Annotated in this window: 19 protein-coding genes; 6 read left to right on the forward strand and 13 right to left on the reverse strand. The window is 58.5% G+C overall.

Features of this window, described 5'->3' with window-relative positions; all coding sequences use genetic code 11:
* Positions 1 to 85: 85 nt before the first annotated feature.
* Positions 86 to 952: a fumarylacetoacetate hydrolase family protein gene (locus ACIOVD_RS11975; protein ID WP_401127870.1), complete on the reverse strand. Its 867-nt coding sequence runs from the start codon at positions 950 to 952 to the stop codon at positions 86 to 88.
* Between the two features lie 234 nt (positions 953 to 1,186).
* Between ACIOVD_RS11975 and ACIOVD_RS11980 the strand changes: the two genes are divergently transcribed.
* The gene (locus ACIOVD_RS11980) at positions 1,187 to 1,801 is read left to right on the forward strand and encodes a TetR/AcrR family transcriptional regulator (protein WP_095168760.1); all 615 of its coding nucleotides are present in this window, start codon (positions 1,187 to 1,189) and stop codon (positions 1,799 to 1,801) included.
* Positions 1,802 to 1,819: 18 nt separating this feature from the next.
* On the opposite strand, the gene ACIOVD_RS11985 is transcribed toward ACIOVD_RS11980, so the two are convergent.
* The 8 genes from ACIOVD_RS11985 to ACIOVD_RS12020 form a co-directional block, all read right to left on the reverse strand.
* Positions 1,820 to 2,746 (reverse strand): transporter, encoded by a 927-nt coding sequence (locus ACIOVD_RS11985; RefSeq protein WP_401127871.1) that lies wholly within the window; start codon positions 2,744 to 2,746, stop codon positions 1,820 to 1,822.
* A 132-nt stretch (positions 2,747 to 2,878) separates the two neighbouring features.
* Positions 2,879 to 3,832: an HlyD family secretion protein gene (locus ACIOVD_RS11990; RefSeq protein WP_401127873.1), complete on the reverse strand. Its 954-nt coding sequence runs from the start codon at positions 3,830 to 3,832 to the stop codon at positions 2,879 to 2,881.
* Complete coding sequence (locus ACIOVD_RS11995) at positions 3,829 to 4,032, reverse strand: DUF1656 domain-containing protein (RefSeq protein ID WP_095168586.1); 204 nt, start codon at positions 4,030 to 4,032, stop codon at positions 3,829 to 3,831. The genes ACIOVD_RS11990 and ACIOVD_RS11995 overlap by 4 nt, the downstream gene beginning before the upstream one ends.
* Positions 4,022 to 6,169, reverse strand: a complete 2,148-nt coding sequence (locus tag ACIOVD_RS12000) for an FUSC family protein (protein ID WP_159996367.1) — start codon at positions 6,167 to 6,169, stop codon at positions 4,022 to 4,024. Before ACIOVD_RS12000 ends, ACIOVD_RS11995 begins: the two co-directional genes overlap by 11 nt.
* A gap of 22 nt (positions 6,170 to 6,191) precedes the next feature.
* A complete protein-coding gene (locus ACIOVD_RS12005; protein ID WP_159996369.1) occupies positions 6,192 to 7,139 on the reverse strand; it encodes a pirin family protein in 948 nt (315 codons plus the stop codon).
* A gap of 121 nt (positions 7,140 to 7,260) precedes the next feature.
* Positions 7,261 to 7,887 (reverse strand): isochorismate family cysteine hydrolase YcaC, encoded by a 627-nt coding sequence (ycaC, locus tag ACIOVD_RS12010; RefSeq protein ID WP_095168580.1) that lies wholly within the window; start codon positions 7,885 to 7,887, stop codon positions 7,261 to 7,263.
* 76 nt (positions 7,888 to 7,963) lie between these two features.
* On the reverse strand, positions 7,964 to 8,644 hold the full coding sequence (locus tag ACIOVD_RS12015; RefSeq protein ID WP_095168578.1) for a hydrolase: 681 nt from the start codon (positions 8,642 to 8,644) through the stop codon (positions 7,964 to 7,966).
* Positions 8,619 to 9,038, reverse strand: coding sequence for a pirin-like C-terminal cupin domain-containing protein (locus tag ACIOVD_RS12020; protein WP_095168759.1), 420 nt, complete (start codon positions 9,036 to 9,038; stop codon positions 8,619 to 8,621). Before ACIOVD_RS12020 ends, ACIOVD_RS12015 begins: the two co-directional genes overlap by 26 nt.
* Between ACIOVD_RS12020 and ACIOVD_RS12025 the strand changes: the two genes are divergently transcribed.
* On the forward strand, positions 8,935 to 9,858 hold the full coding sequence (locus ACIOVD_RS12025; RefSeq protein ID WP_256585464.1) for a LysR substrate-binding domain-containing protein: 924 nt from the start codon (positions 8,935 to 8,937) through the stop codon (positions 9,856 to 9,858). The two genes, ACIOVD_RS12020 and ACIOVD_RS12025, sit on opposite strands and share 104 nt — an antisense overlap.
* Before the next feature lie 81 nt (positions 9,859 to 9,939).
* Here ACIOVD_RS12025 and ACIOVD_RS12030 read toward each other — a convergent pair whose 3' ends face one another.
* The 4 genes from ACIOVD_RS12030 to ACIOVD_RS12045 form a co-directional block, all read right to left on the reverse strand.
* Positions 9,940 to 11,049, reverse strand: a complete 1,110-nt coding sequence (locus tag ACIOVD_RS12030; protein WP_401127877.1) for a fimbrial protein — start codon at positions 11,047 to 11,049, stop codon at positions 9,940 to 9,942.
* Positions 11,049 to 13,643, reverse strand: coding sequence for a fimbria/pilus outer membrane usher protein (locus ACIOVD_RS12035; protein ID WP_401127878.1), 2,595 nt, complete (start codon positions 13,641 to 13,643; stop codon positions 11,049 to 11,051). Before ACIOVD_RS12035 ends, ACIOVD_RS12030 begins: the two co-directional genes overlap by 1 nt.
* Positions 13,644 to 13,680: 37 nt before the next feature.
* Positions 13,681 to 14,421: a fimbria/pilus periplasmic chaperone gene (locus ACIOVD_RS12040; protein WP_095168570.1), complete on the reverse strand. Its 741-nt coding sequence runs from the start codon at positions 14,419 to 14,421 to the stop codon at positions 13,681 to 13,683.
* Positions 14,422 to 14,482: 61 nt separating this feature from the next.
* Positions 14,483 to 15,031, reverse strand: coding sequence for a fimbrial protein (locus ACIOVD_RS12045; protein WP_095168568.1), 549 nt, complete (start codon positions 15,029 to 15,031; stop codon positions 14,483 to 14,485).
* Between the two features lie 640 nt (positions 15,032 to 15,671).
* On the opposite strand from ACIOVD_RS12045, the gene ACIOVD_RS12050 reads away from it, so the two are divergent.
* From ACIOVD_RS12050 to ACIOVD_RS12065, 4 genes are read left to right on the forward strand one after another with little or no spacing between them, the layout of a single operon-like run.
* Positions 15,672 to 17,729 carry a TonB-dependent siderophore receptor gene (locus tag ACIOVD_RS12050; RefSeq protein WP_401127881.1) on the forward strand — a complete coding sequence of 686 codons (2,058 nt, stop codon included), beginning with the start codon at positions 15,672 to 15,674 and terminating at the stop codon, positions 17,727 to 17,729.
* Between the two features lie 2 nt (positions 17,730 to 17,731).
* Positions 17,732 to 18,700 carry an ABC transporter ATP-binding protein gene (locus ACIOVD_RS12055; RefSeq protein ID WP_401127883.1) on the forward strand — a complete coding sequence of 323 codons (969 nt, stop codon included), beginning with the start codon at positions 17,732 to 17,734 and terminating at the stop codon, positions 18,698 to 18,700.
* Entirely contained in the window at positions 18,697 to 19,929 is a 1,233-nt protein-coding gene (locus ACIOVD_RS12060; RefSeq protein WP_401127884.1) for an ABC transporter substrate-binding protein, read from the forward strand. The genes ACIOVD_RS12055 and ACIOVD_RS12060 overlap by 4 nt, the downstream gene beginning before the upstream one ends.
* Positions 19,926 to 20,981, forward strand: a complete 1,056-nt coding sequence (locus ACIOVD_RS12065) for a FecCD family ABC transporter permease (protein ID WP_401127886.1) — start codon at positions 19,926 to 19,928, stop codon at positions 20,979 to 20,981. The genes ACIOVD_RS12060 and ACIOVD_RS12065 overlap by 4 nt, the downstream gene beginning before the upstream one ends.
* The last annotated feature ends 4 nt before the right edge of the window (positions 20,982 to 20,985 follow it).

Raw genomic sequence — 20,985 nt, forward strand, 5'->3', positions numbered from 1 at the left:
CCTTGGGTGGTGCGTCAGCCATCGACCACAGGTTAAACCGGGTCAATTGTTCCGCTATCTCGAAAGCAAAAACGCCCGCCTGGATTCAGGCCGGTGGTTGCTCGTCAGCGATTGGATTGCTCAGCGTGCCGAGCCCTTCAATCTCTACAGTGCACAGGTCACCCGGCTTCATGAACAGGGGTGGGCGGCGCGCCCAGCCGATCCCTGCAGGCGTGCCAGTGACGATGACATCACCGGGCTCCAAAGTGACCGCTTCGCTGAGGATCGAAATCAGGTCAACGACACTGAAAACCATGTCGGCAGTATTACCTTGCTGCACGATCGCACCATTGAGACGGGTCACCAGGCTCAGGCCGCTTGCACCTGGCGGCAGTTCGTCAGCACTGACGAAGGTCGGGCCAAAGGCACCGGTGGCGTCGAAGTTCTTGCCAATCGTCCATTGCGGCGATTTGAACTGGTAATCGCGGATCGAGGCTTCGTTGAAGATCGCATAACCGGCAACATGCTCCAGCGCACGATCCTTGGAGATATGCCGACCACCGATGCCAATAACGACCGCCAACTCACCCTCGAAATCCAGTTGCTCGGAGACGCGCGGACGAATAATGGATTCGCCATGACCGATCAGGCTCGAAGCGAATCGAGGGAAAAAGGTTGGATAGGACGGCTGCTCGTACGGGCTTTCCTTGGTGTGATCGGCATAATTCAAGCCGACACAGACAATCTTGCCCGGACGCTCGAGGGGCGGCAGGTAGCGTATTTGCGAAGGGTCAAGTAAACGTGCATCGCTCAAGCGATTGTGGGCGGCCTTCAGCGCACCTGCGCCTGCATTGAGCAGGGAGTGCAGTGAGCCGGGGTAGCCTGCTTCATTTTCGTTCAGGCCACGCAGGATGCCCGCTTGGTCGACGGCCAGCCCTTTAGCGCCGTCTTCTGAAAATTGTACAAAACGCATGATCTGTACCTCTGTTGTTATTATGTTCTTACGTAATGGTACGGTACGTTACCGTACCACTAGGGTGAAAGGTGCACCCAAACGAAATGCTCGTCAAGCGTGCAGAATGGCTTTTTATAAAATATTCTGGCCCGAGCCTGCGCCCGGTGTACGCCTGTCCGGCTGGAACGCATACACCGAGCGGCGTACGCTATGGCGAACTTCGTAATGTACTTTCAGGAATACCCGAGACACATGGAAACCCCCCGGCAAACAGCGAAGCGTCAAAGCATTCTCAAGGTAGCGACGGACATGTTCCTTACGGAGGGTTACTCCGGGGTCAGCGTTGACGGGCTCATTGCAAAAACCGGCGGATCAAAGCGCACGATCTATAGCTACTTTGGCGGCAAAGAGGGGCTGTTCGCCGCGATTATCCAGCAGCTCTGTGCAGAGAACGTCAGCCCCCTCACCCACATGGATCTCAAGCAACGGCCCTTGCAGGAGGCCCTGTCGAGCATTGCGGGGATCTTCCTGGATGTGGTGCTATCGCCCCGCACCATCGCTTTGCACCGGCTGATCGTCGCTGAAGCGTTGCGTGCTCCAGACGCGGCCCAGTCGTTCTTTGACGCAGCTCCGGCGACTGCTTACAACTGCCTGGCCGAGTACTTCACCTGGGCCCAGGAAACCGGGCTGATCGTGCCAGGCAACGCCGATATCCGCGCGAAGATTTTCCTCGACGCCCTGACAGGCGACCTGCAATTGCGCTGCTTGCTCGGTCTTGGCAAGTGCCCTTCGAAATTGGAACGTGAACAGCTGATCACGGAGACCATCTCAATCTTCATCAAGGGATTGTTGCCTGCGGCCCGCTAAACCGCGCGAAATCGAGAACTAGAATGCGTGCAGGTAACGCAACGTCAGTTGTGTTCCCTGCGAGCGATTTTCAGCCCCGCTTTCAAAATACAGGTTGGCAAACAATGTCTGCTTTCCTTGCTGATACATCACGCCAGGCCCGATCCCCAGCACTTGCTCGCGCGAATCTTGCTGGCGATGGCCGTCGATCCGGTCATCACTGATTTGCTTGAGCTGATAACCCGCCACGCCTAGCCGCCAGTTGTCGGACACGGCATAGGAAACCGCCAGATTACTGTGAATGGCCTCCCCGGGCTGGATGCTGTCGGCCTTTAACGCGGACGCCGGATCATGGTTGCGACTCGACCACGCATAGTGAAAGCGACCGCTGACTTCCAGGCGATCAGTCAGTTCCCAGGTGAACACATAATGGGGGTTAAACACCCAGACATTGCTGCCGGTATTGATATCCGAGTCAGCGCTGTAGGATCCCGTAGGCAACGAAAAAACAAAGTTCAACCGTTGCCAGTAAGGCCTGCCAAGAACCGAGCGCGGCGACCACTGCAACAGCAGAGGACTGATGACCATGTCGCCCTGTCGCGTACGACTGCCGTCGGGGCCTTGATCGATATCCAGGTCCAGATGAACCATCGGCAGCAGCACCTCGGCTCCGTAGTTGGCCCCCAGGAAGGTGTTGGAACTGAAGTAGGCAAAATGCGGAAGCACGGTACTACTACGAACTTTTTGCGTTCCCGGTAAAGCATGGCCGTGGGCATCACGCGCCGAGTTGCTGCGATAGATTTGCGCGGGCAATTCAAAGAGCATCCCCGGGCCTGCCACCCCATCCATGAAACTCGCATTGCCCAATGCCAAGGGCGGCAAGCTGACGCTATCGGCCTCGCTCGATAGGCAAACAAAAAACGAGCCGATGCCGATGGCCTTGATAAACCCTGCCTGTTGGCGCATGTCATGCCTTCTTATGTTGCTGGTAAAAAATCCTGAACGGATAATCCACAATCACGCGGTACCCATCGGCGTTTGACCCGCCCCCAGTGATGAGCACCTTTTGCGAACGCGTTGTCGATGTAGCCGCGACGCCTACCTTTCGAGCACCGTCACGGTGGCCGTGGTGCCCGCACGCAGGCTGCCCTTGCGAGCGTATTGCGGGTCTATCTGGATCCTGACGGGTACCCGCTGGGCCAGTTTCACCCAGGTGTAGCTGGGGTTGATGTTGGCTAGCAGGCGATTGCCCGGAGAGTTCTCCCGATCGGTAATGGCAAAGGCGATGCTCTGCACGATTCCGCCGAACGCCTCGCCACTCATCAGGTGGATTTGTACCCGGTCGCCCACCGCTATTCGCGGCAGCTTGGTTTCCTCGAAGTAGCCACTGAGATAAAACGAGTCACTGTCAACCAGCGCCAGCAGCGCGCTACCCGCACTGGCGTAATCGCCTTCGCGGGTCAGCAGGTTTGTCACGTAACCGCTGACAGGTGCCGTCACCCGAGTTCGTTGCAGGTCCAGTTCGGCCTGGGTCAATGCCGCAATGGCTAATTGCACATTGGCTTGCGCCAGGCCCAGGTTGGCCTGGTTGCTCAGCAGGTCCGCACGGGCAACCGCGACTTCAGTGCTGGCCTTCTCCCACTCCTCGCCGGAGATTGCAAAACCCTGTTTAAGGGTCCTTCTCCTGCGTTCCTCGCTCTGGCGCTGCTTGAGCAGTGCTTCACTGGAGATGATCGCTGCCTGGGATTGACCCTGCGTCGCCTTCGCCACTTCGACTGAGCGCTTGGCATGTTCGACCGCCAACGCGTAGCGCGCAGGATCGATTTGCAGCAGCAACTGGCCCTTCTCCACGTGCTGGTTATCCTGCACGTGCAGGCTGACAATGCGCCCCGAGACATCGGCGGACAGCGTCACCACATCGGCGCGAACCCGCGCATCACGAGTCCAGGGCGAACGGGTGTAGTGATCCCAGGCAAACCAACCGAGCACCACGGCCAGTCCGACAACGACCACGGTCACCAGTTGGGCGACGATTTTCTTGTTCATTCTCATGAGGCACCCATCAGCAAAATCACCACCGCGCACACGCAGGCATACAGCGCACCTTCAAAAAGCGCTTCATGCCAGACAAACCTGAGCAACCCGACCCGGCGCAACCCCCAGTCCAGCAACAGGAAAATCGGCAAGGCCAACAGCAAGGCCTGGGCAATGGGCGGCAAGTAGACCCCGCCTATTTCGAAATCAATGGGCAAGGGCCGGGACTCCTGTGTCCACAGGTTGAAGAAATTCGCGATAACGTTCGATGAACGCGGCCACGATCAGCAGGGCCACGCGGATGCGGAAGACTGACCACAGGTGCTCATGCCCCGCTGCCAATTCACCGGAATGCAGTTGGTCCAGTTCGTCGCCCAGTTGGCGCAACTCTGCGGTCAAGCGCTGCAGGTCAACCCCAGGGCGATCCGCAACGAGGCGCCCGGACTGCTGCAGCACTGATTGCAATCGGTCCTTGAGCTGCGGGCTCATCAGCGCATTGCCCTGCCCTTGCTGCTTGAGCTGATTGAGGGCCACTCCGAGAGCCATGCACGCCAGGCTGACTTCATAGAGTTGATTGCTGCGTGGGTCATTGGCCGCCGGCAGCAACCCCAGCATCATTGTCAGGCGATCGACCATGCGGCTTTCAAAGGCAAACTGCTGCTCATCGGCGGCCGAGGTCTTGAGCAGCAGATACACCTGTTCGCGAGTCTCACGAAACAGCCGATTGATACGCTGTGCCGGATTGAAGGGAAACACCCACGAATACACCAGCAAAGACAGCACACCGGCACAGACATAGGCGCCACTGAACTCGAACCACTGGATGGCGGTGTTCTGCCAGGCCCCGATGTTTTGTGGGCCGACCATCAGAAAGGTCGACAGGCCCAGGCCCATGCCGATTCCGGCAGTCGCCGGACTGGCTAATCCCACCGCGATCACATACAGCAGCGGTGCGAGAATCAGCGCGAGCATTTCGAAATCAGCGATCGCGGGCACAAGCATGAACTGGTAGATCGCCGAGACAATCAGCGCCAGGCCGAGGCCGCGTACATAGTTCTGGCTGGCCAGCAATGGCCGTGGAAAGGTCGCCATCAACGAACACAGAATACCCACCAGAATCATCCCGGCACGGGCCCCATCCCACCCGGTTTCGATCCAGATCAGCCCGGATACCAGCAACGCGGTAAAGGCGCGCACGGCATTCATCGCGGCCAGTCGAAAGTCCAGGTGCAGTGGATTGCTGCGGGGCTGCTGGTAGACGCAGCTGGCCTCGCGACCGTTCTGAATCGCGTCACTGAGCTCGAGGATTTCCTCCAGTTGTTGCAGCAGCCGAGCCTGCTCCCAGCGCAGTGCCCACGCCAGCGAACGCAAGGTGGCCGGCAGGTTTTCGCTCAGTCGCTCGGCTTTTTCCGCCAGATGATCGAAGCGCTGCTGGAGCACCTTGAACTGATGCCGGGCTTCGCTGGACAGCGAACGTCCCTGACTGGCCAACTCGTCGAGAAACAGTAATTCGTCTTCGCGTAAGCGCTGGATATGCTCCGGAAGCTCGCCTTCCCAGCGCTCGGCGATCAGTTTGCGTTGATGGCGCAGGACCGTCAGGCGCGAGGTCAGCAACACCAACTGATTACCCAGCAACTGCACCAGGCCGTTGGCGCTGCGCAAGCGCGGGGCATCGAAATACAAGTGCCGACGCAAGCCCTCCAGTGCGCTGATCTCCCCCAGCAGTTGCAGTTGACGCTTATGAAAGTCGGCCTCGCTTTCTTCGGTACGGATCACTGCCGCCGCGTGTTGCGCCATCAGCTTGAGCACTAGATCGACCTTGGCGAAGTAACCCCGGGCCACCGCCTCCGGGCGTGCGGTCAACAGACTGACCACGCAGACGCAGGCCACCGCCAACAAGGTCTCGGTAATCCGGGTAATGGCCAACATCAGCGTGTTGTCCTGCTCGGGCACTGCCAGGAGCGCCACCACTACCGCAGTGAAGCCACTGAGCACGAACGCGTGTGAACTGGTGTAGCGCAGCAAGGTGCCCCCGGCCGTGCATATTGCCAACCACAGAGCCAGGGTGATGATGAATGGCAGTGGCGCCTGAGGAAAGATCGCCATGATCAGCACCGCCACCGCCGCCCCTGCCGTGGTGCCAATGATCTGCGAAAAGCTTCGTTGCAGAGCCATGCCCCCCAGCGGCTGGCTGACGATGATCACCGCCATCACCGACCATTTCGGTTGATCCAGATCGAAAATGAACGCCAGGTACAGCGTCAACAGGCCGGCGGCGACTGTGCGCAAGGCAAACAGCAGCACCCCTAGCCCGGGGTTGAACACGACCTTGAAGTAGTTGATCAGTGGTTGCATGAACGTGCGCTATTCCCTGGCATTACCCACGCTGCCATGGCAATGGCGGGGCCACGAGGCGCTCACCGTCGAAACCTTCAACGTCCCCGAAGCGCTCCAGGTCGCGACTGTTCCAGGCTTCAAGGGCCTGGGCAATCTCCTGTTTGCTGTGGCCGACGAAGTTCCACCACAGCTGTATTTCTTCCTCAAAGGGTTCGCCGCCTAACAACAAGGCGCGAGCGCCCGCCGTCGATGACAGTTCAATCTCGTTGAGGCCACGTCCCAGGTAGGCCAACTCATCGCTGGCAAAGGCCTGCCCATTGATCGAGAACGTTCCTTCGAGTGGCAGGATGCCGTATTCGAATTCGGGCTCCACGGCCAATCGAACGCTGCTCGCGCCCTGGCTCCACACATCCAGCCCAACCAACGGGGAGTAGATACGGCTGGGCGCTGTATGACCGGCGAAATGTCCCGCCAACAAGGTGAAGCGCATCGCGCCTTCATCCCAGACCGGCAGTTGTGCGTAGTGATCGAACGCCGGGGCGCAGTCCTTGTGGGCATCCGGCAAGGCAATCCATAGCTGCGCAGCATGCAGATGATGCTCTTCGGGCAACGAAACCTCGGTGTGCGTGATACCTCGCCCGGCAGTCATCAGATTCACTTGCCCGGGGCTGATCACCTGTACGTTACCCAGGCTATCGCGGTGCAGGACTTCACCTTTGATCATCCAGGTGAAGGTCTGTAGGCCGATATGGGGATGGGGGCCGACGCGCAGGCCGGCATGGCTCTGGAACACTGCCGGACCCGCATGATCGAGAAAACACCAGGCACCGATCATCCGCCGCTGGCGCGAGGGCATCAGGCGATTGACGGTGATCCCCCCACCGACTTGCGCAGAGCGTGCGCTAATGCGCTGGATCGTCCGGCCACCGGCTTGCATCGGGCAATCCGATGAGTTCGACAGTTGGCATTCGGGTTCTTGATTGCTCATTTTTATCTCTCCTGTGGCCAGGCTTTGAACTCAACTCCCGACAGGAACAGGCCCCGATAGAGCAGGGCCTGTTCCGACACTTACAAAAAGCCAGCGGCGCTGATACCGCCTTGCTCCGCACTTACTTGTCGGAAGTCAGCTTGGTGTAGCTGGTGATCAAGTTGCGATAGTCCGGAATGTGGTTGGAGAACAACGTTCCCAGCCCTTCGATATCGTTGCGCCAGTCGCGGTGCAGCTCACAGGCCAAGCCGAACCAGGTCATCAGTTGTGCGCCGGCAGAGGACATGCGGTTCAAGGCTGAATCGCGGGTCAGGGCATTGAAGGTGCCGGAAGCGTCGGTCACCACAAACACTTCAAAACCGGCCTCAATCGCCGACAGTGCTGGAAATGCTACGCAGACTTCGGTCACCACCCCGGCGATGATCAGTTGCTTTTTACCAGTGGCTTTGATGGCCTTGACGAAATCCTCGTTGTCCCAAGCATTAATCTGGCCTGGACGCGCAATGTAGGGGGCGTCGGGGAACAACGCTTTCAACTCCGGCACCAACGGGCCGTTCGGCCCCGTTTCAAAGCTGGTGGTGAGAATGGTCGGCAGTTTGAAGTACTTGGCCAGATCGGCCAGCGCCAACACATTGTTCTTGAACTTGTCCGGGTCGATGTCGCGGACCAGCGACAACAGACCGGTCTGATGGTCGACCAACAACACAGCCGCTTGATCTTTATCCAGACGTTTATAGGCAGTGGACATTTTCATTCTCCTGGTGAACAACGCAAGCCCCGAGGGCTTCATCTGATGAGGGGAACTCCCCCCGTGACGTACCCGATTACTTGCGCTGGGAATCCAGCACTTCATTGTTTTTTGCTACGTCTTGAGCCCTCATGTAGCTTTCGATCAGTAACTGATAGGCCGGGAAAATCTTGGTGTACACCTCAGCCCATTGTTGTGCATCGTCGCGGTTCCAGGATTTTTGTATCTCAGATGCAACAGCACCGGTATCCATCGGCACCACACCGGCCTGGACCACTCGGGCGAGCGTAATTTCCTGGGCCATTTTGCTGTAGGTGCCGGACGCATCCACCACAGCGAAGACCTGATAACCGTCATACACGGCGCTGATTGCCGGGAACGCCATGCACACGCTAGTGATGGTGCCGGCGATGATGAGTTGCTTCTTGCCCGTGGCTTTCACTGCAGCCACAAATTCGGGGTTGTCCCAAGCATTGATCTCACCCTTGCGCGCCACATATTGGGCGTGAGGAGCATTTTCATGAATCTCAGGGATCAATGGACCATTCGGGCCTTGCGGCACAGAGGCCGTGGTAATGACCGGGATCTTGGCCAGGGACGCCATTTTAGCCAACGCCGCAGCACGCAGGCGTAGCTCGGGCATCGGCATATCACCCACGGTCTGGAACAGACCACTCTGGTGGTCGATCAACAGCATGACGGCATTGGAAGGATCAATGACGGGTCTTTGGTTATTGAAGTTCGCCGGGGTACTCATAACGTGCTCCTTTGAGAAAAGACGGCCTCGCGGCCGACAGGTTTCGCAATGCCAAGCAATGACACTGCAAAATGATCAAGGGGGTCTGTTCAACATAGCCGTTGTTGAAGTCGGCGATGGCCTGGACTATTTCTACTTCGCTAATCATGACAAAGGGACCATGGCCAACCAGGGGCTCATCGATTCGCCCTGTGCAGAGCAGGACGGTTGCCAAAAGACCTGAGGGAACGAACCTTAGTCGTGGAGGTTGGATGCCGGTAGTGGCTGGATTAGACTTCACAGTCTCAAAAATGGAACGATCGAGGCCTCTAGTGATTGATCTCAATGAACTCTTTCTGTACGCAAAAGTGGTGGAACATGCCGGCTTCGCTCCCGCAGGTCGCGCCCTCAACATGCCAAAATCCACCTTGAGTCGACGGGTCAGTCAGTTGGAGATGCGGCTGGGCGTACGCCTTATTCAACGCTCGACCAGGCAATTCCAGGTTACCGATATCGGTCAGGCCTATTACCGCCATTGCGTGGCCATGATGGCGGAAGCTGAGTCGGCGGAAGATGTCATCGAACAGAGCCGGTCAGAGCCCCGAGGGGTGATTCGCCTGAGTTGCACCACGCCACTGCTGAATTTCTGGGTAGCCCCACTACTGGGCAAGTTCATGGCGCAATGCCCTTCGGTGGAACTCTATGTAAAGAGTTTCAACCGCCGGGTTGATGTCATCAGCGAGGGATATGACATCGCCTTGAGCTTATGTTTTCCACCGCTGGAAAGTAGTGACTTGGTCATGAAAGTCCTGGCCAGGAGTCCACAGGTACTGGTTGCCAGCCCGGTTTTCATGCAGCGCTATCCACGGTTGGAACTACCGACGGACCTGGTGGATCTTCCAAGTATCCACTGGGGAGCACCGCTGCCGAATTACAACTGGCACTTGAACGGCCCCAACGGGGCCACCGCACTCATCAGCCATATTCCGCGCTTGGTCAGCGACGATATGGCAGTACTGAAAAGTGCAGTGCTTCAGGGGGTCGGCATTGCCAGCATGCCGTTGACCGTGGTCCGGGAAGAAATCGCCGACGGTCGTTTGTTGACGCTCATTCCACAATGGAAGCCCGATGAAGGGGTGATCACCGCCGTATTCCCCTCGCGCCGAGGCCTACTGCCTTCCGTACGCTCGCTAATTGACTATCTCGCCAATTCATTTGAGCACAATGATCAATAAGCTAAAGGGGCTTGTTGGGGTTGGTATGTCGGGATGGTTCAGTCGCGGTGCAACCACTGCACCGGCGCCTCCCCCCACTGCTTATTGATAATCCAGCGTGAACGTGGCGGTCGCATTGGCCGGCCCCGGTGTCACACTGCCCCCGAACTGGAAGTACCGCGCCTTCAACGGGATGCTATAGAACCCTCCTTCAATCCCGGAAGGGGTTATGCCGCTGGGACGCAAGACCGACAGCGGGAACGGCGTACCCGAGCCGGTGCCGATTTGCAGACCGACTCCCGTCGCCGCCGGACTGTCGCCCGGGGCACTGGGATTGAGACTGAGGATGCCCTGGGCCGGATTGTATGCACCCAGCGTCGGGTCGATACGCACCTGCAGGACGTTCGCCTGGCGCTTGTTAAGGTTGGTGACGACACCGTCAGTGCCCCAACCGGGACCGCTGGCTTTGTAGAAGCCATGGAATGCCGGACAGTTGTACAAATTGATCGAAAAATCTTTCCACCCCGTTACGCTGCCGGGGACAGAGAACTCACCGACTTTGTGGGAGCCCATTTCCACTACCACGTTTGGGGTCGTGCAGGTGCGCGAGACAATGTTGATGCTACCGCTGAAGTTGACTCGCTGCACAAACAAGGCGTTGGAAGAGTTCCAGTTCATGCTCATGGTGGGCAATTGGGAGCCCTGTATGGTGCCTGCCGAGACAGGCCCAATCTTGATGAACGAGAGGATGAAGGCCCCGGAAGCCGCCGGGCTCCATGTGCAGTTGTTACCCAATGGGCAATTCAACACTTGAGCGGTGTACGGCATCGGGTAGGTGCCTACGCCTGAGGTCAAGACCACCACGCCAATGCCCGCGACCCCCGTCTGGTAGACATTGCCGCCCCACGGCGCCCCCATCCAGGCAGAGAGCGGCAGGGGTTTGCTGACCAACTCATACTGGGCGTTCACCGCCCCCGTATTAGTCCCACAGGTGACGCTATAGGCGGCTTTGGCGTTGCTAAAAGTCTGACGATAGATTTCCGCACCCAATGGCACATCACGCCCTACGGTAATGTTGCCTGCCTGCAATGGCATCGTTGCCACCGCCGGCCCATAGCCGTTGATGAAGTTACAGTCAGCCATCGCCACGCTAGTCACCAGCGCAAGCCCGATCAGCGCCGCACCCAACCTGAATATTCGCATCATCGTCATCACTGAATCCTCTCGGCACTGCTTACAGCAGCCACGCTATTGGCTGATTGGGCCTGCGAACACACCACATCCACCTGCAACAGTTGTTGCTTGTCGCTCTTACCCACCGGCAACGATAAGGCGCATTGCTGCTCGGCCTTGTTGCCCCAACTGATCAACAACCGGCGTGCGCCTTCCTTGACCCGGGCGTAGAGCTGCCCGCCCTGCCCGACCATGCCCACCGACACGCCTCGGTCATCGACCACACTGGCTCCGAACGGCAGCGGCTGGCCATCGGCGAGCGAGACGTTGAGTAACAACGCCTGGCCATTATTGGTGCCGTACTTCAGCGCAACGACGGCACCCGCGCGCGGGGCAACCTGTTGGCTGGTCTCGGTCAACTCGATGTCCATCGAAGTGCCGATGGGATCAATGGCAACTTCGTTCAATTCATAAGGACGCAGGTACGGCACCACCGCGTTGCCGGAGCCATCCAATTTCAACCCGGGAAAACCCACCACTTTCGCGCCTTCGGCGCCTTCAGCAGTCACCACCGCCATCGTTTCTCCACGATAGGGGGTCAGGGTCACGCCATTGGAATGGGCGACTACGCTGCCACTGGCGTTGAGCGACAGACTGTCGTAATCCTCGCCACGACTCACAGACCCGCCAACCAAAGCCTTGGGACTGGTGTACTGACCCGTGACCGAAGTGCTGTTGGAACGACTGCCGCCATCGTGCCCGGCGGTTACGCCATAGCTGTATTGGCGGTCTTCACCGGCAGTACCGCTCAACGTCGCCTGCTCGCTGTATTGGTTATTGGTGTCACGTATGACCCGTGCGGACAGTTGGGGACGATTGACCGGGGAGCCAAACTCTATCGGCATGCTGAGGGTGAAGAGCAAACTGCTGTCCATATCACCTTGGCCAATGCGACTGCGGTTGGCACTCAGACCATAGGTCACCGAACGCACCTGCTTGTTGTAGCTGAGCTGGTACTGCAGGTCACTGCCCGACTGATTCCAATAGTTTTGCAAGTAACCGCTGAACGCCACTTGCCCCCATTCGCCCAGGCTCTGGTCGGCAGTCAAGGTCAGACGACTACGGGCACGGGCGTACTCACTGGTGTCCAGCCCGCTGCGCTCGGCGTCGAGAATCTGCATGGCGTCGCTGAAGCTCAGGTAGTTTTCCGTGGAAAAGCGCATGGCGGCGACGGAGAAGTTACTGCCAGTGCTGACAATGTTTTTACTGTAGGTAATCCGCGCACTCTGACCGCTGGCGGTAGCGCTTTTCAGGTTGGTCTGGGCTTGCGTGATATCCACGCCCACCGCACCGACGGGCGTACTGAATGCCATCCCAGCCAGGGCAGAGAAGTAATCGTCACTGGCCTGGGTGCCGGCGTAACCGGTGAACAGGTTACTCAAGCCACGCTGATAAGTGCCTTGCAGCAGCTTGGATTGTTGATCGACGAAGTTGTCCCGGGTTTCACCCAACGTCACGCTGAAACGAGACGTACCGGGACGCAGCAACTCAGCCGTGGATGAGTACGGCACGACAAAACTCTGCTCGCTACCATCGGCTTCGTGAACGGTAACGCTCAAGTCGCCGCCGTAACCGGTGGAGTACAGGTCGTCGATCACAAAGGCGCCCGGCGCTACGGTCGTCTCGTACAACAGATTCCCCGCCTGACTCACCGACACCCGCGCACTGGTACGCGCGATGCCACGGATCACCGGGGCATAACCGCGCTGTGACTGGGGCAACATGCGGTCATCGGTGCCCAGTTGCACGCCTTTATAGGCCAATGTGTCGAAGATCTCGCCAGAGGTATTGGCCTCGCCCACGGTCAGTTGGCTTTTGAGCGACGTCACGTCCCGCTGAGCGTAAGTGTTCAGCACCTGGTATTGCTGCCCGGTTTCTTTCTGCCAGGACGCCGAACCGTTATGCCGCAAACGCCAGTCACCCACGTTCAACCCGGCGTTCAATCCCAGGTAGGCCGTATCGTCGTTACCGCTGTCGGTCCTGTTGTGGTTACTGTTGAACGAGTAGCTGAGGATCCCGGCGCTCACGCCGCGGTCCCACAACTCAGGGCTGACAGTGCCACGGGCGTCACGCCGCAGGGCGATCTGCGGAATGCTGATGTCCAGTTGCTGAGTGGAAGGTAAAAACGTCGCACTGGAAGCCTCGATCAGCTTCGCGATGTCCAGGCATGGCGGGTTGCTCTCGACAGTCAGGGTCGCTTCAGGCGTCAACTTGTGCATGTCGACCCCGATCAGTTCCAGCATGCCGCGGCTGAAACAGACGGTTGGATGACTGCCATCGGCAGCGGCATCAATACGGATGTCCTGGCGATTGACCAACCTGCCATTTACCGCAACGTCAGCGCGGTATTGACCCGGCAACACCGGGTTACCCTGCTGATACTGACTCAGGTCGAGGGTGCGCGAATCTTCAGGCAAAAAAGCGTCGTTGAATTGAATATCTTCAGCAAACGTTGGCTGGGCCACAGACAGTAACGGGGCAATTACAGCGACTTGGCAAATCCCCAATGCCACATTCAGGGCAAAGCGAGGGCGTACCGCAGAGTGAACCCTGCGGTGTAAGTAAGTCGACATGAGAAGTTACTCGGCCGTTAAAGCGTTCGCGAAATAGTCAGGGAGTCAGCGGATACTTGGTCGGCACCAATGCACCGTAATCGTTAATGGCGTTGAACTCGACCTGGGCACCGTTACCTGGCATCGACTTGAGCGTGGGCAGGGCAAATAGCCTGGTCTCGCCCGGCATTACCATGCCGTTTTCACTTTCGTAACGTTGGTTACCCACCACCAGGGCCAACTCAACCTGAGACACATGAAATGCACTCGGGTTGGATGCCTGCAAGGCATAACCTTGACCTTCCTTGACTACCTTCCACTTCACTTGCGAAGGCGCATCGGAGGGTGTGCCCGGCAAGTCGACGGGACGGTAGAAAATCTTGATCCGCGAACGGAAAGCCATCTGCAAGACGTTGAGATCCACCGGCCCTTCTGCCTTGGGCGGGATCTCCAGAACGTTGAGCCAGAACACCGACTCCTTGTCTGCCGGCAACTGTGCACCGGTAAACATCAGGCGCAGGCTCTGGCCCTTGCTGGGGTCGATACGGGCCACCGGCGGCGAGAGCACAAAGGGTGCTTTCGAACTGGTGGGGCTCGATTTCACATCACCTGTATCGACCCAGGATTGCACCAGGGCCGGACGCGTGCCGTTGTTGTCCAATTTGACGGTGATTTCTTTCTGATTCGCTGGATAAACCAGTCGAGTCCCGGTGATCACCACTCCGGCCATTGCCTGGGAACACACCAACGCGGCAAGCGTCAGCACCACGGTGCGTCGAACTGTTTTGATACAAAACATGATTCACCTCGCCAGTAGTGCACGCCGGCCCGGCGGGCCGAGCGTGCAAGGGGAGACAGACTTACTGGTAGTTGATCGAGTAGGTCACGGAGCCCACTACAGTACCTGCAGTAGTTGCGCCAGTGGCGTAGTAGCGTACGGCGTAAGGCATGTCAGCTTCGCCATTGACCAGGGCAGCAAAGGTGTTGCTGAAAAGCTGGTTGCTGTTACCCGCCGAGATAATGTTGTTAGAAGCTGCGTCAACCAGTTGCAACTGAACGTTGGTGGCCGAGCCGACGCCCGCAATGTTATTCAGGTGGCCACTAAATGGATCAACACCGCTGCCCGATTCAAAGAAGGCCGCCACGGCATTCGCGGCGCCGACACAGTTACTCAGGCGAATGTTAAAGGCCGTGCTGCCGGCGGTTTCCCCTGCGACGGTCAATGTGCCGGTGGAAACCGTTGGCAGGGTGACGGTGGCAACAGTCGGCGTGACCACGCCATTCACGGAGACCGTACAGGTCTGGTCGGTCAACTGGCCATTGAAGTTGATGGTACCGTCGCTGGCATTGGCAAATTGAGCGCCAGTAGCGGAAACCAGTGCTGCGAGGGCGAGGGCTTTACGTTTCATAGTTGACGCTCCAAAAGTTTTAGTTTTATCGACTGCTACCGGTCTGAACGGACACACTGCGTGCCCTGACAACACATGTTGCAACGAACCGATAAGCCATTAAAACGTATCACCCGGAACTTTCCTTTGAGACGATTCTTAAAATACTGCGCAGTCGTTATTTATTAAATAACATCAAGCCAGCGCCACTTAATACCTCTAAGAAAATAAGATATTCCATGAGACGATTCTTAAATCAACCGTAGAGGCGTTAAACCGAACGAGCGTTTCCTCTAACAGCGTATTAATTGAGCTCTACTTACCCAGCCCAACATGGAGACCGACTACAGTTTGTCCACTTTCCAAGGCATACACATTTTCACGAACGGTGTCTGAGCGGACCACCAGACCCCCCGCCAAATACAGCTCAAGCATTCGCGACTGATCGACGTCGGTGGCCCGGTCCGTGGCAGCCGATCCGCGCAGTGGGCCGACAGCGCTGTCGCCACCCGGGGTATTCCTTGATTGCTGAAAAAACCATCTATTGTTATGTTATAACAATGTATCAGCGCGTAAATTTTCAGCCTACCCACGCACCTCCGGTCTCTCAATGACAAAAAAATCCTCCTCTAAACACCTCTTTCTGGCTGGGATCGCGTGCATGTTTTCCCCGCCAGGGAGCGCAGATGATTCGACTCTCGAGCTGGGCGCGACGGAAGTTTTCGGTACCCGTGAACAAGGGTACCGCTCGACCATAGCGCCGACGGCAAACAAGAGCCCTACCCCAGCCAAGGAAACGCCTTTCTCCATTCAAACGGTTACCCGCGAGCTGATTGAAGATCGGGGAGTCACGACCTTGGGTGAGGCGATTAGGACCGTGCCGGGAGTTACCAACCAAGTGGGTTTTGGCGCTCTGAATGATCGATTCCGACTGCGTGGTTTTGCCACAGAAAGCAATCTGAAGAACGGCATTCGCCGTAGCAGCTTCGCCAGCGTCGACGAACTGGTCAACATCGAACAGATAGAAGTATTGAAGGGGCCGGCGTCTGCCCTGTACGGACGTTTTGAGCCTGGTGGCGTGGTCAATCTGGTGACCAAGAAACCCCAACACGAGCAGCGCACTCAGGTCGATGTGAGTGCCGGCCGCTACGACTTCTACCGCACCACACTCGACAGCACCGGCCCCCTGGGCGAAACACTTGACTATCGCTTGACCGCTGCCTGGCAGGACAACGGCAGCTTCCGTGACTTCGTCAACAATGAGAGCAAATTCTTCTCGCCCGTGTTGACGTGGCAGCTGGCCCCGCAGACCTCACTGACCTTCGAGTTTGAATACGCGCGCAAGGTCGCCGACATGGACCGCGGATTCGGTAACAACCCTCGTTATCTGGATGCGCCAATCAAGCGCAACTTCGCAGAACCTGACACCCGCAACAGCGCCATCAGCAAGCTAGCCTCGGTAACCCTGGACCACGCTTTGACGGATGACTGGGATCTGCATGCGGCCATTCAAGCCTCGGATTCGCGTTTGCAAACCTCGTGGTACGCCTACGGCTTTGTCAATGGCGGAATCGGCGGCAGCGAGGACAATCCCACCGTCAGCCGGCGGCCGCAGCTCAATCATGATCGCCAGATAGACGCGACAGCACTGGCAGAAATCAGCCGCAGCTTTCGCACTGGCCCAATCAATCACCGACTGCTGTTCGGTGCCGAGTACAGCCGGGACTGGTGGGATTACGATTCCGCGGCCGGTACCAGCAGCACGATCGATTTCAATAATCCGGTGTATGGCACGCCTCCCTCACCCCTGAGCCCGACAGGCGAAGGGCGCTTCATCAACGACTCCTGGGCGCTGTACACCCAGGACGAACTGAGCTTTGGCAGCAGGGAGCAATGGCGCCTGTTGCTGGGCGGGCGCTTCGATCAAATCGACGCCTCGGCCATCGACGACTACTACGGACTGAGTGAGCCATCAACCGCAACCTTCAACGCCTTTTCCCCCCGCGTGGGTATCACCTGGACGCCGGTCGAAGCCTTATCACTCTATGCCAGCTGGTCGCGTTCAATGCGCAACGAATTGAACAACGGGATCCTTGAAGGCGGTCAACTCGCCAAACCGGTGAAAGGCGAGCAGTTCGAAGTGGGTACCAAGCTCAGCCTGCTCAATGGGCGCTTCACCCCGACCTTGGCGGTTTTCGATATTCGCCGTCGTGATGGCCTGGTCGCCGACCCGAACGACCCTACGTTCACCTACAGCATTCAAGTGGGCGAGCAACGCAGCAAAGGCTGGGAGCTTGACTTGCCGTTCGTGGTCACCGAGCGCTGGCGCCTGCTTGCCAGCTATACCCAGCTTGATACCACCATCAGCAAAGACAGCGACGGTGGCCTGCAAGGCAATCGCCTGGCCAACGCACCGCAACGCAACGCCAGTCTATGGAGCACCTACGATTTGCCTGGTGTTTCGGGGTTGAGCATCGGCATGGGTGCCAATTACGTGGGTGAACGGCAGGCGAACAACAGCAATACCTTCACCCTGCCCTCCTATACCCGCTGGGATAGCAACGTCACGTATCGCTTCGGCCAGGCACTGCGCTACCGCGTACAGCTGAATGTGCAGAACCTGTTTGACAAGCGCTACTACGATTCGGGCGGCAGTTTCGTGCCGATGTATCCGGGGGCTCCGCGTACTGCAATGGTTACCCTTGGCGCGGCGTTTTAAGCATGCTGCGCAGCTACGCACTAGAAGTCGGATACCGCCGACAAGCCGTACTCGGTCCCCTCGACCTGCATTTACCCAAAGGGCGCCTGGTGTGTCTGCTGGGCGCGAATGGCGCCGGCAAGTCGACGCTGATCCGCACATTGAGCGCCATGCAGCGAGCAGTCTCAGGTTGCATCGAGTTGGATGGGCAGCCGCTTGATTCCCTCGCCCCGGCAGAACGCGCCAAACGCATGGCCGTGGTGTTGACCGATCGGGTCGATCCGGGCGCACTTAGCGGCTTTGAACTGGCCGCGCTCGGACGCTACCCGCATGTCGGCTGGGCTGGAAGACTCAACGAACACGATCGGCACATCGTCACCCAGGCACTCGAACACGCAGGCGCTGCGGGTCTGGCAGCCAAGGCGGTGGCAAACATGTCCGACGGCGAGCGCCAGAAAGTCCTGTTGGCACGCGCCTTGGCACAACAGCCCAAGGTGCTGATCCTGGATGAGATCACCGCCTTCCTGGACCTGCCGCGGCGTATTGAAACCTTGCGGCTGCTGCAGCAGCTGGCACGAGAGCGGGATCTGGCCATTCTTTTGTCGTGCCATGACCTTGAACTTGCCCTGCGCTGCGCCGATCTGCTGTGGCTGATCGATCAGTCGCGCCAATTGCAGTGTGGCGCCCCGGAGGATCTGGTGCTTGATGGACGGCTTGGGCAAACCTTCTCCAGCAATGGCTTGCACTTTGACCTGGAGCGTGGCGAGTGGGGCCTTGCAGCCATGCCGGGGCGTCCCGTGCGCTTGCAAGCATCTGGGATCACACGCGTGTGGACGCAACGCGCCTTGCACCGGATCGGCTATCAGGAGGCCGAGCACGCCGCGCTGCATATCAGCGCAGAGCCGATGGATTTTCGTCTGCGTGACGGTGAGCGAACTCAGCGCTTCAGCAGTCTCGGACAACTGGTTGTGGCGCTGGAGGCATTGCCATGAGTTGGCATCTGTGGGCGGTGCTTTTACTGTTGATTTGTGTGCCAGGATGCGATGCGCGCCAAGCTTCGCTGGCTCGCGTTCAGCCTGCGCATAACGTCGGTATGCAGCCCGAACACAACCAACTGGAGGCATGCGTTGCTGACTATCATGCCGGTGTCGACTACTTTCCGCAGCGCGCCAGTTTTAGCTGGTCAGATCAGTTGTCCGTTGAATACGGACTGAATTTCAAACGTTTGCGATTTCGCTCCAGCGTCAATGCGGGAGAGCCCCTGGAGATTGTTTTAGTCCAGTGTGGTACGCCGACACCTGCGCATTCGCCTGCAACACTGGTGGTCCAGGTACCGATTCAGCGCCTGGCAACCGGCAACTCGGCAATGTTGGGGGCGGCGGATGAGCTAGGTATCGTTGACCGGCTGGTGGGCATCGAGAATGTCCGCGCGCCTACCGTGGAATCAGTGCGCAAACGAGTTGCAAGCGGCCACATCCACGAGCTGTGGGGCAATGCACACTCAAATATCGAACCGATCATGGCGGCCCAGCCGGATGTCTATCTGAGCTTCTTCTCCGCCTACCCGCAATTCAATATTCATCCGCAGTTGCAGCAAGTCGGCGTGCTGGCCCTGCCTCAGGCCGATCATCTTGAAAGCCACCCTCTGGGCCGGGCTGAATGGTTGAAGTTCCTGGCGTTACTGGTGAACCGCGAAGCTCAAGCCAATCGCCAATTCGCTGCGATTGAACACGACTATCTGCGTTGGGCCGCATTGACCAGCGATGTGCAGCAGCGTCCTCTGGTCATGGCGGGCTTCCCCTCTGGTCGGGGCAGTTTCGAGGTGTTTGGTGGCCTCAATCAGCGGGCCCGGTTGATTGCCGATGCGGGTGGGCAATACGTGCTTGAGGAGTCCCGGGAGCGTGGCAGCCTGGTGCAGGTAAGTTTCGAACACCTCTACGAGAAAGGCGCCGCGGCCCCCTTCTGGCTGGGTGCCAAGCCTGGGTACGCCTCGCTGCCGCAGATGCTCGCAACCAGCCCGCACAGTCGCTGGTTTCGTGCAGCGCGTGAGGGCCGGGTATATGCCTTCGACCAAGGCTACACAGGTGCCTGGGCTTCGCCCTATCAGGACCAGAGCATGACCCGGCCGCACGTGTTGTTGGCCGAACTGGTCCAAGTGCTGCACCCACAACTGTCGCCTTCCGCCCTCCCCTCCAACGTATTTGTTCGCAAGTTGCCATGACCATGATCATCAAACACGCCCCTTCATTTACTTACCTGCCCGTTGGGTGTCGCTACGTGTTGTTGGCGCTCTTGACCCTGACCTTGCTGATCGCTGAATTGACCATCGGCGCTGTAAACATCCCGGTCACAGCGATTCTTGGCGCACTGGCGGGCGGTTCGATCGAGACTGTCTGGCACAACATCCTCTTTCAGTTTCGTCTGCCTCGCGCCTTGAATGCGCTGGTCAGCGGAGGGGCGCTGGGGGCGGCAGGATTGTTGCTGCAGACGCTGTTTCGCAACCCCCTGGCAGACCCTTATGTCCTCGGCATCGTCCACAGCGCGCGGTTGGGCGCCGCCGTACTGGTGACATTCTCCGGGGTGGCAGGTAGCGCCTGGTTGAGCCAGTTCGGCTTGGCAGGCGACGTCGGGCTGGCGCTTGCCTCCGTTGCAGGATCGACCTTGCTCTTGAGCCTGCTGGCGTTTATTTCCGGGCGGGTCAACACCATCACCCTGCTGATCAGCGGGCTGATGCTGGGTTACATGGCCGTGGGCTTGATCAGTGTGTTGATGCACTTTGTCGATGAGAACCAGGCGCGGGCTTTCAAGGCGTGGGATGACGCAAGTTTCGCTGGCGCGACTGGCGCGCAGTTGCGCTTGCTGATACCCGGAGTCCTGCTTGGCTTTGCCGCCCTATGGGCACTGTCCAAGCCTCTTAACGCGCTGCTCCTTGGCGACCGTTATGCAGCGTCAATGGGCATGCCGGTAAAACGCATTCGCCGGATCGCCCTGTTCATCGCGGCATGGCTCTGCGGGCTGGTCACCGCCTATTGCGGACCGGTGGCTTTTCTTGGCCTGGTCGCAGCGCAAGTCGCCCGAGGGGTCATATCCAGCGCAGATCACCGACTGCTGATGCCTGCGGCCGTGCTCCTGGGTTCCTCACTTGGGCTGGCGGCCGATCTGGTCACTCATCTGCCGTGGAGCCGACACGTGTTGCACCTCAATGCCGTGATCGGCCTGGTGGGGGCACCCATCGCGCTCTACGTATTACTGCGTCCACACGCCAGGCCATGATCCC

The organism is Pseudomonas sp. NPDC087626, assembly GCF_044743405.1.
Taxonomy (GTDB): domain Bacteria; phylum Pseudomonadota; class Gammaproteobacteria; order Pseudomonadales; family Pseudomonadaceae; genus Aquipseudomonas.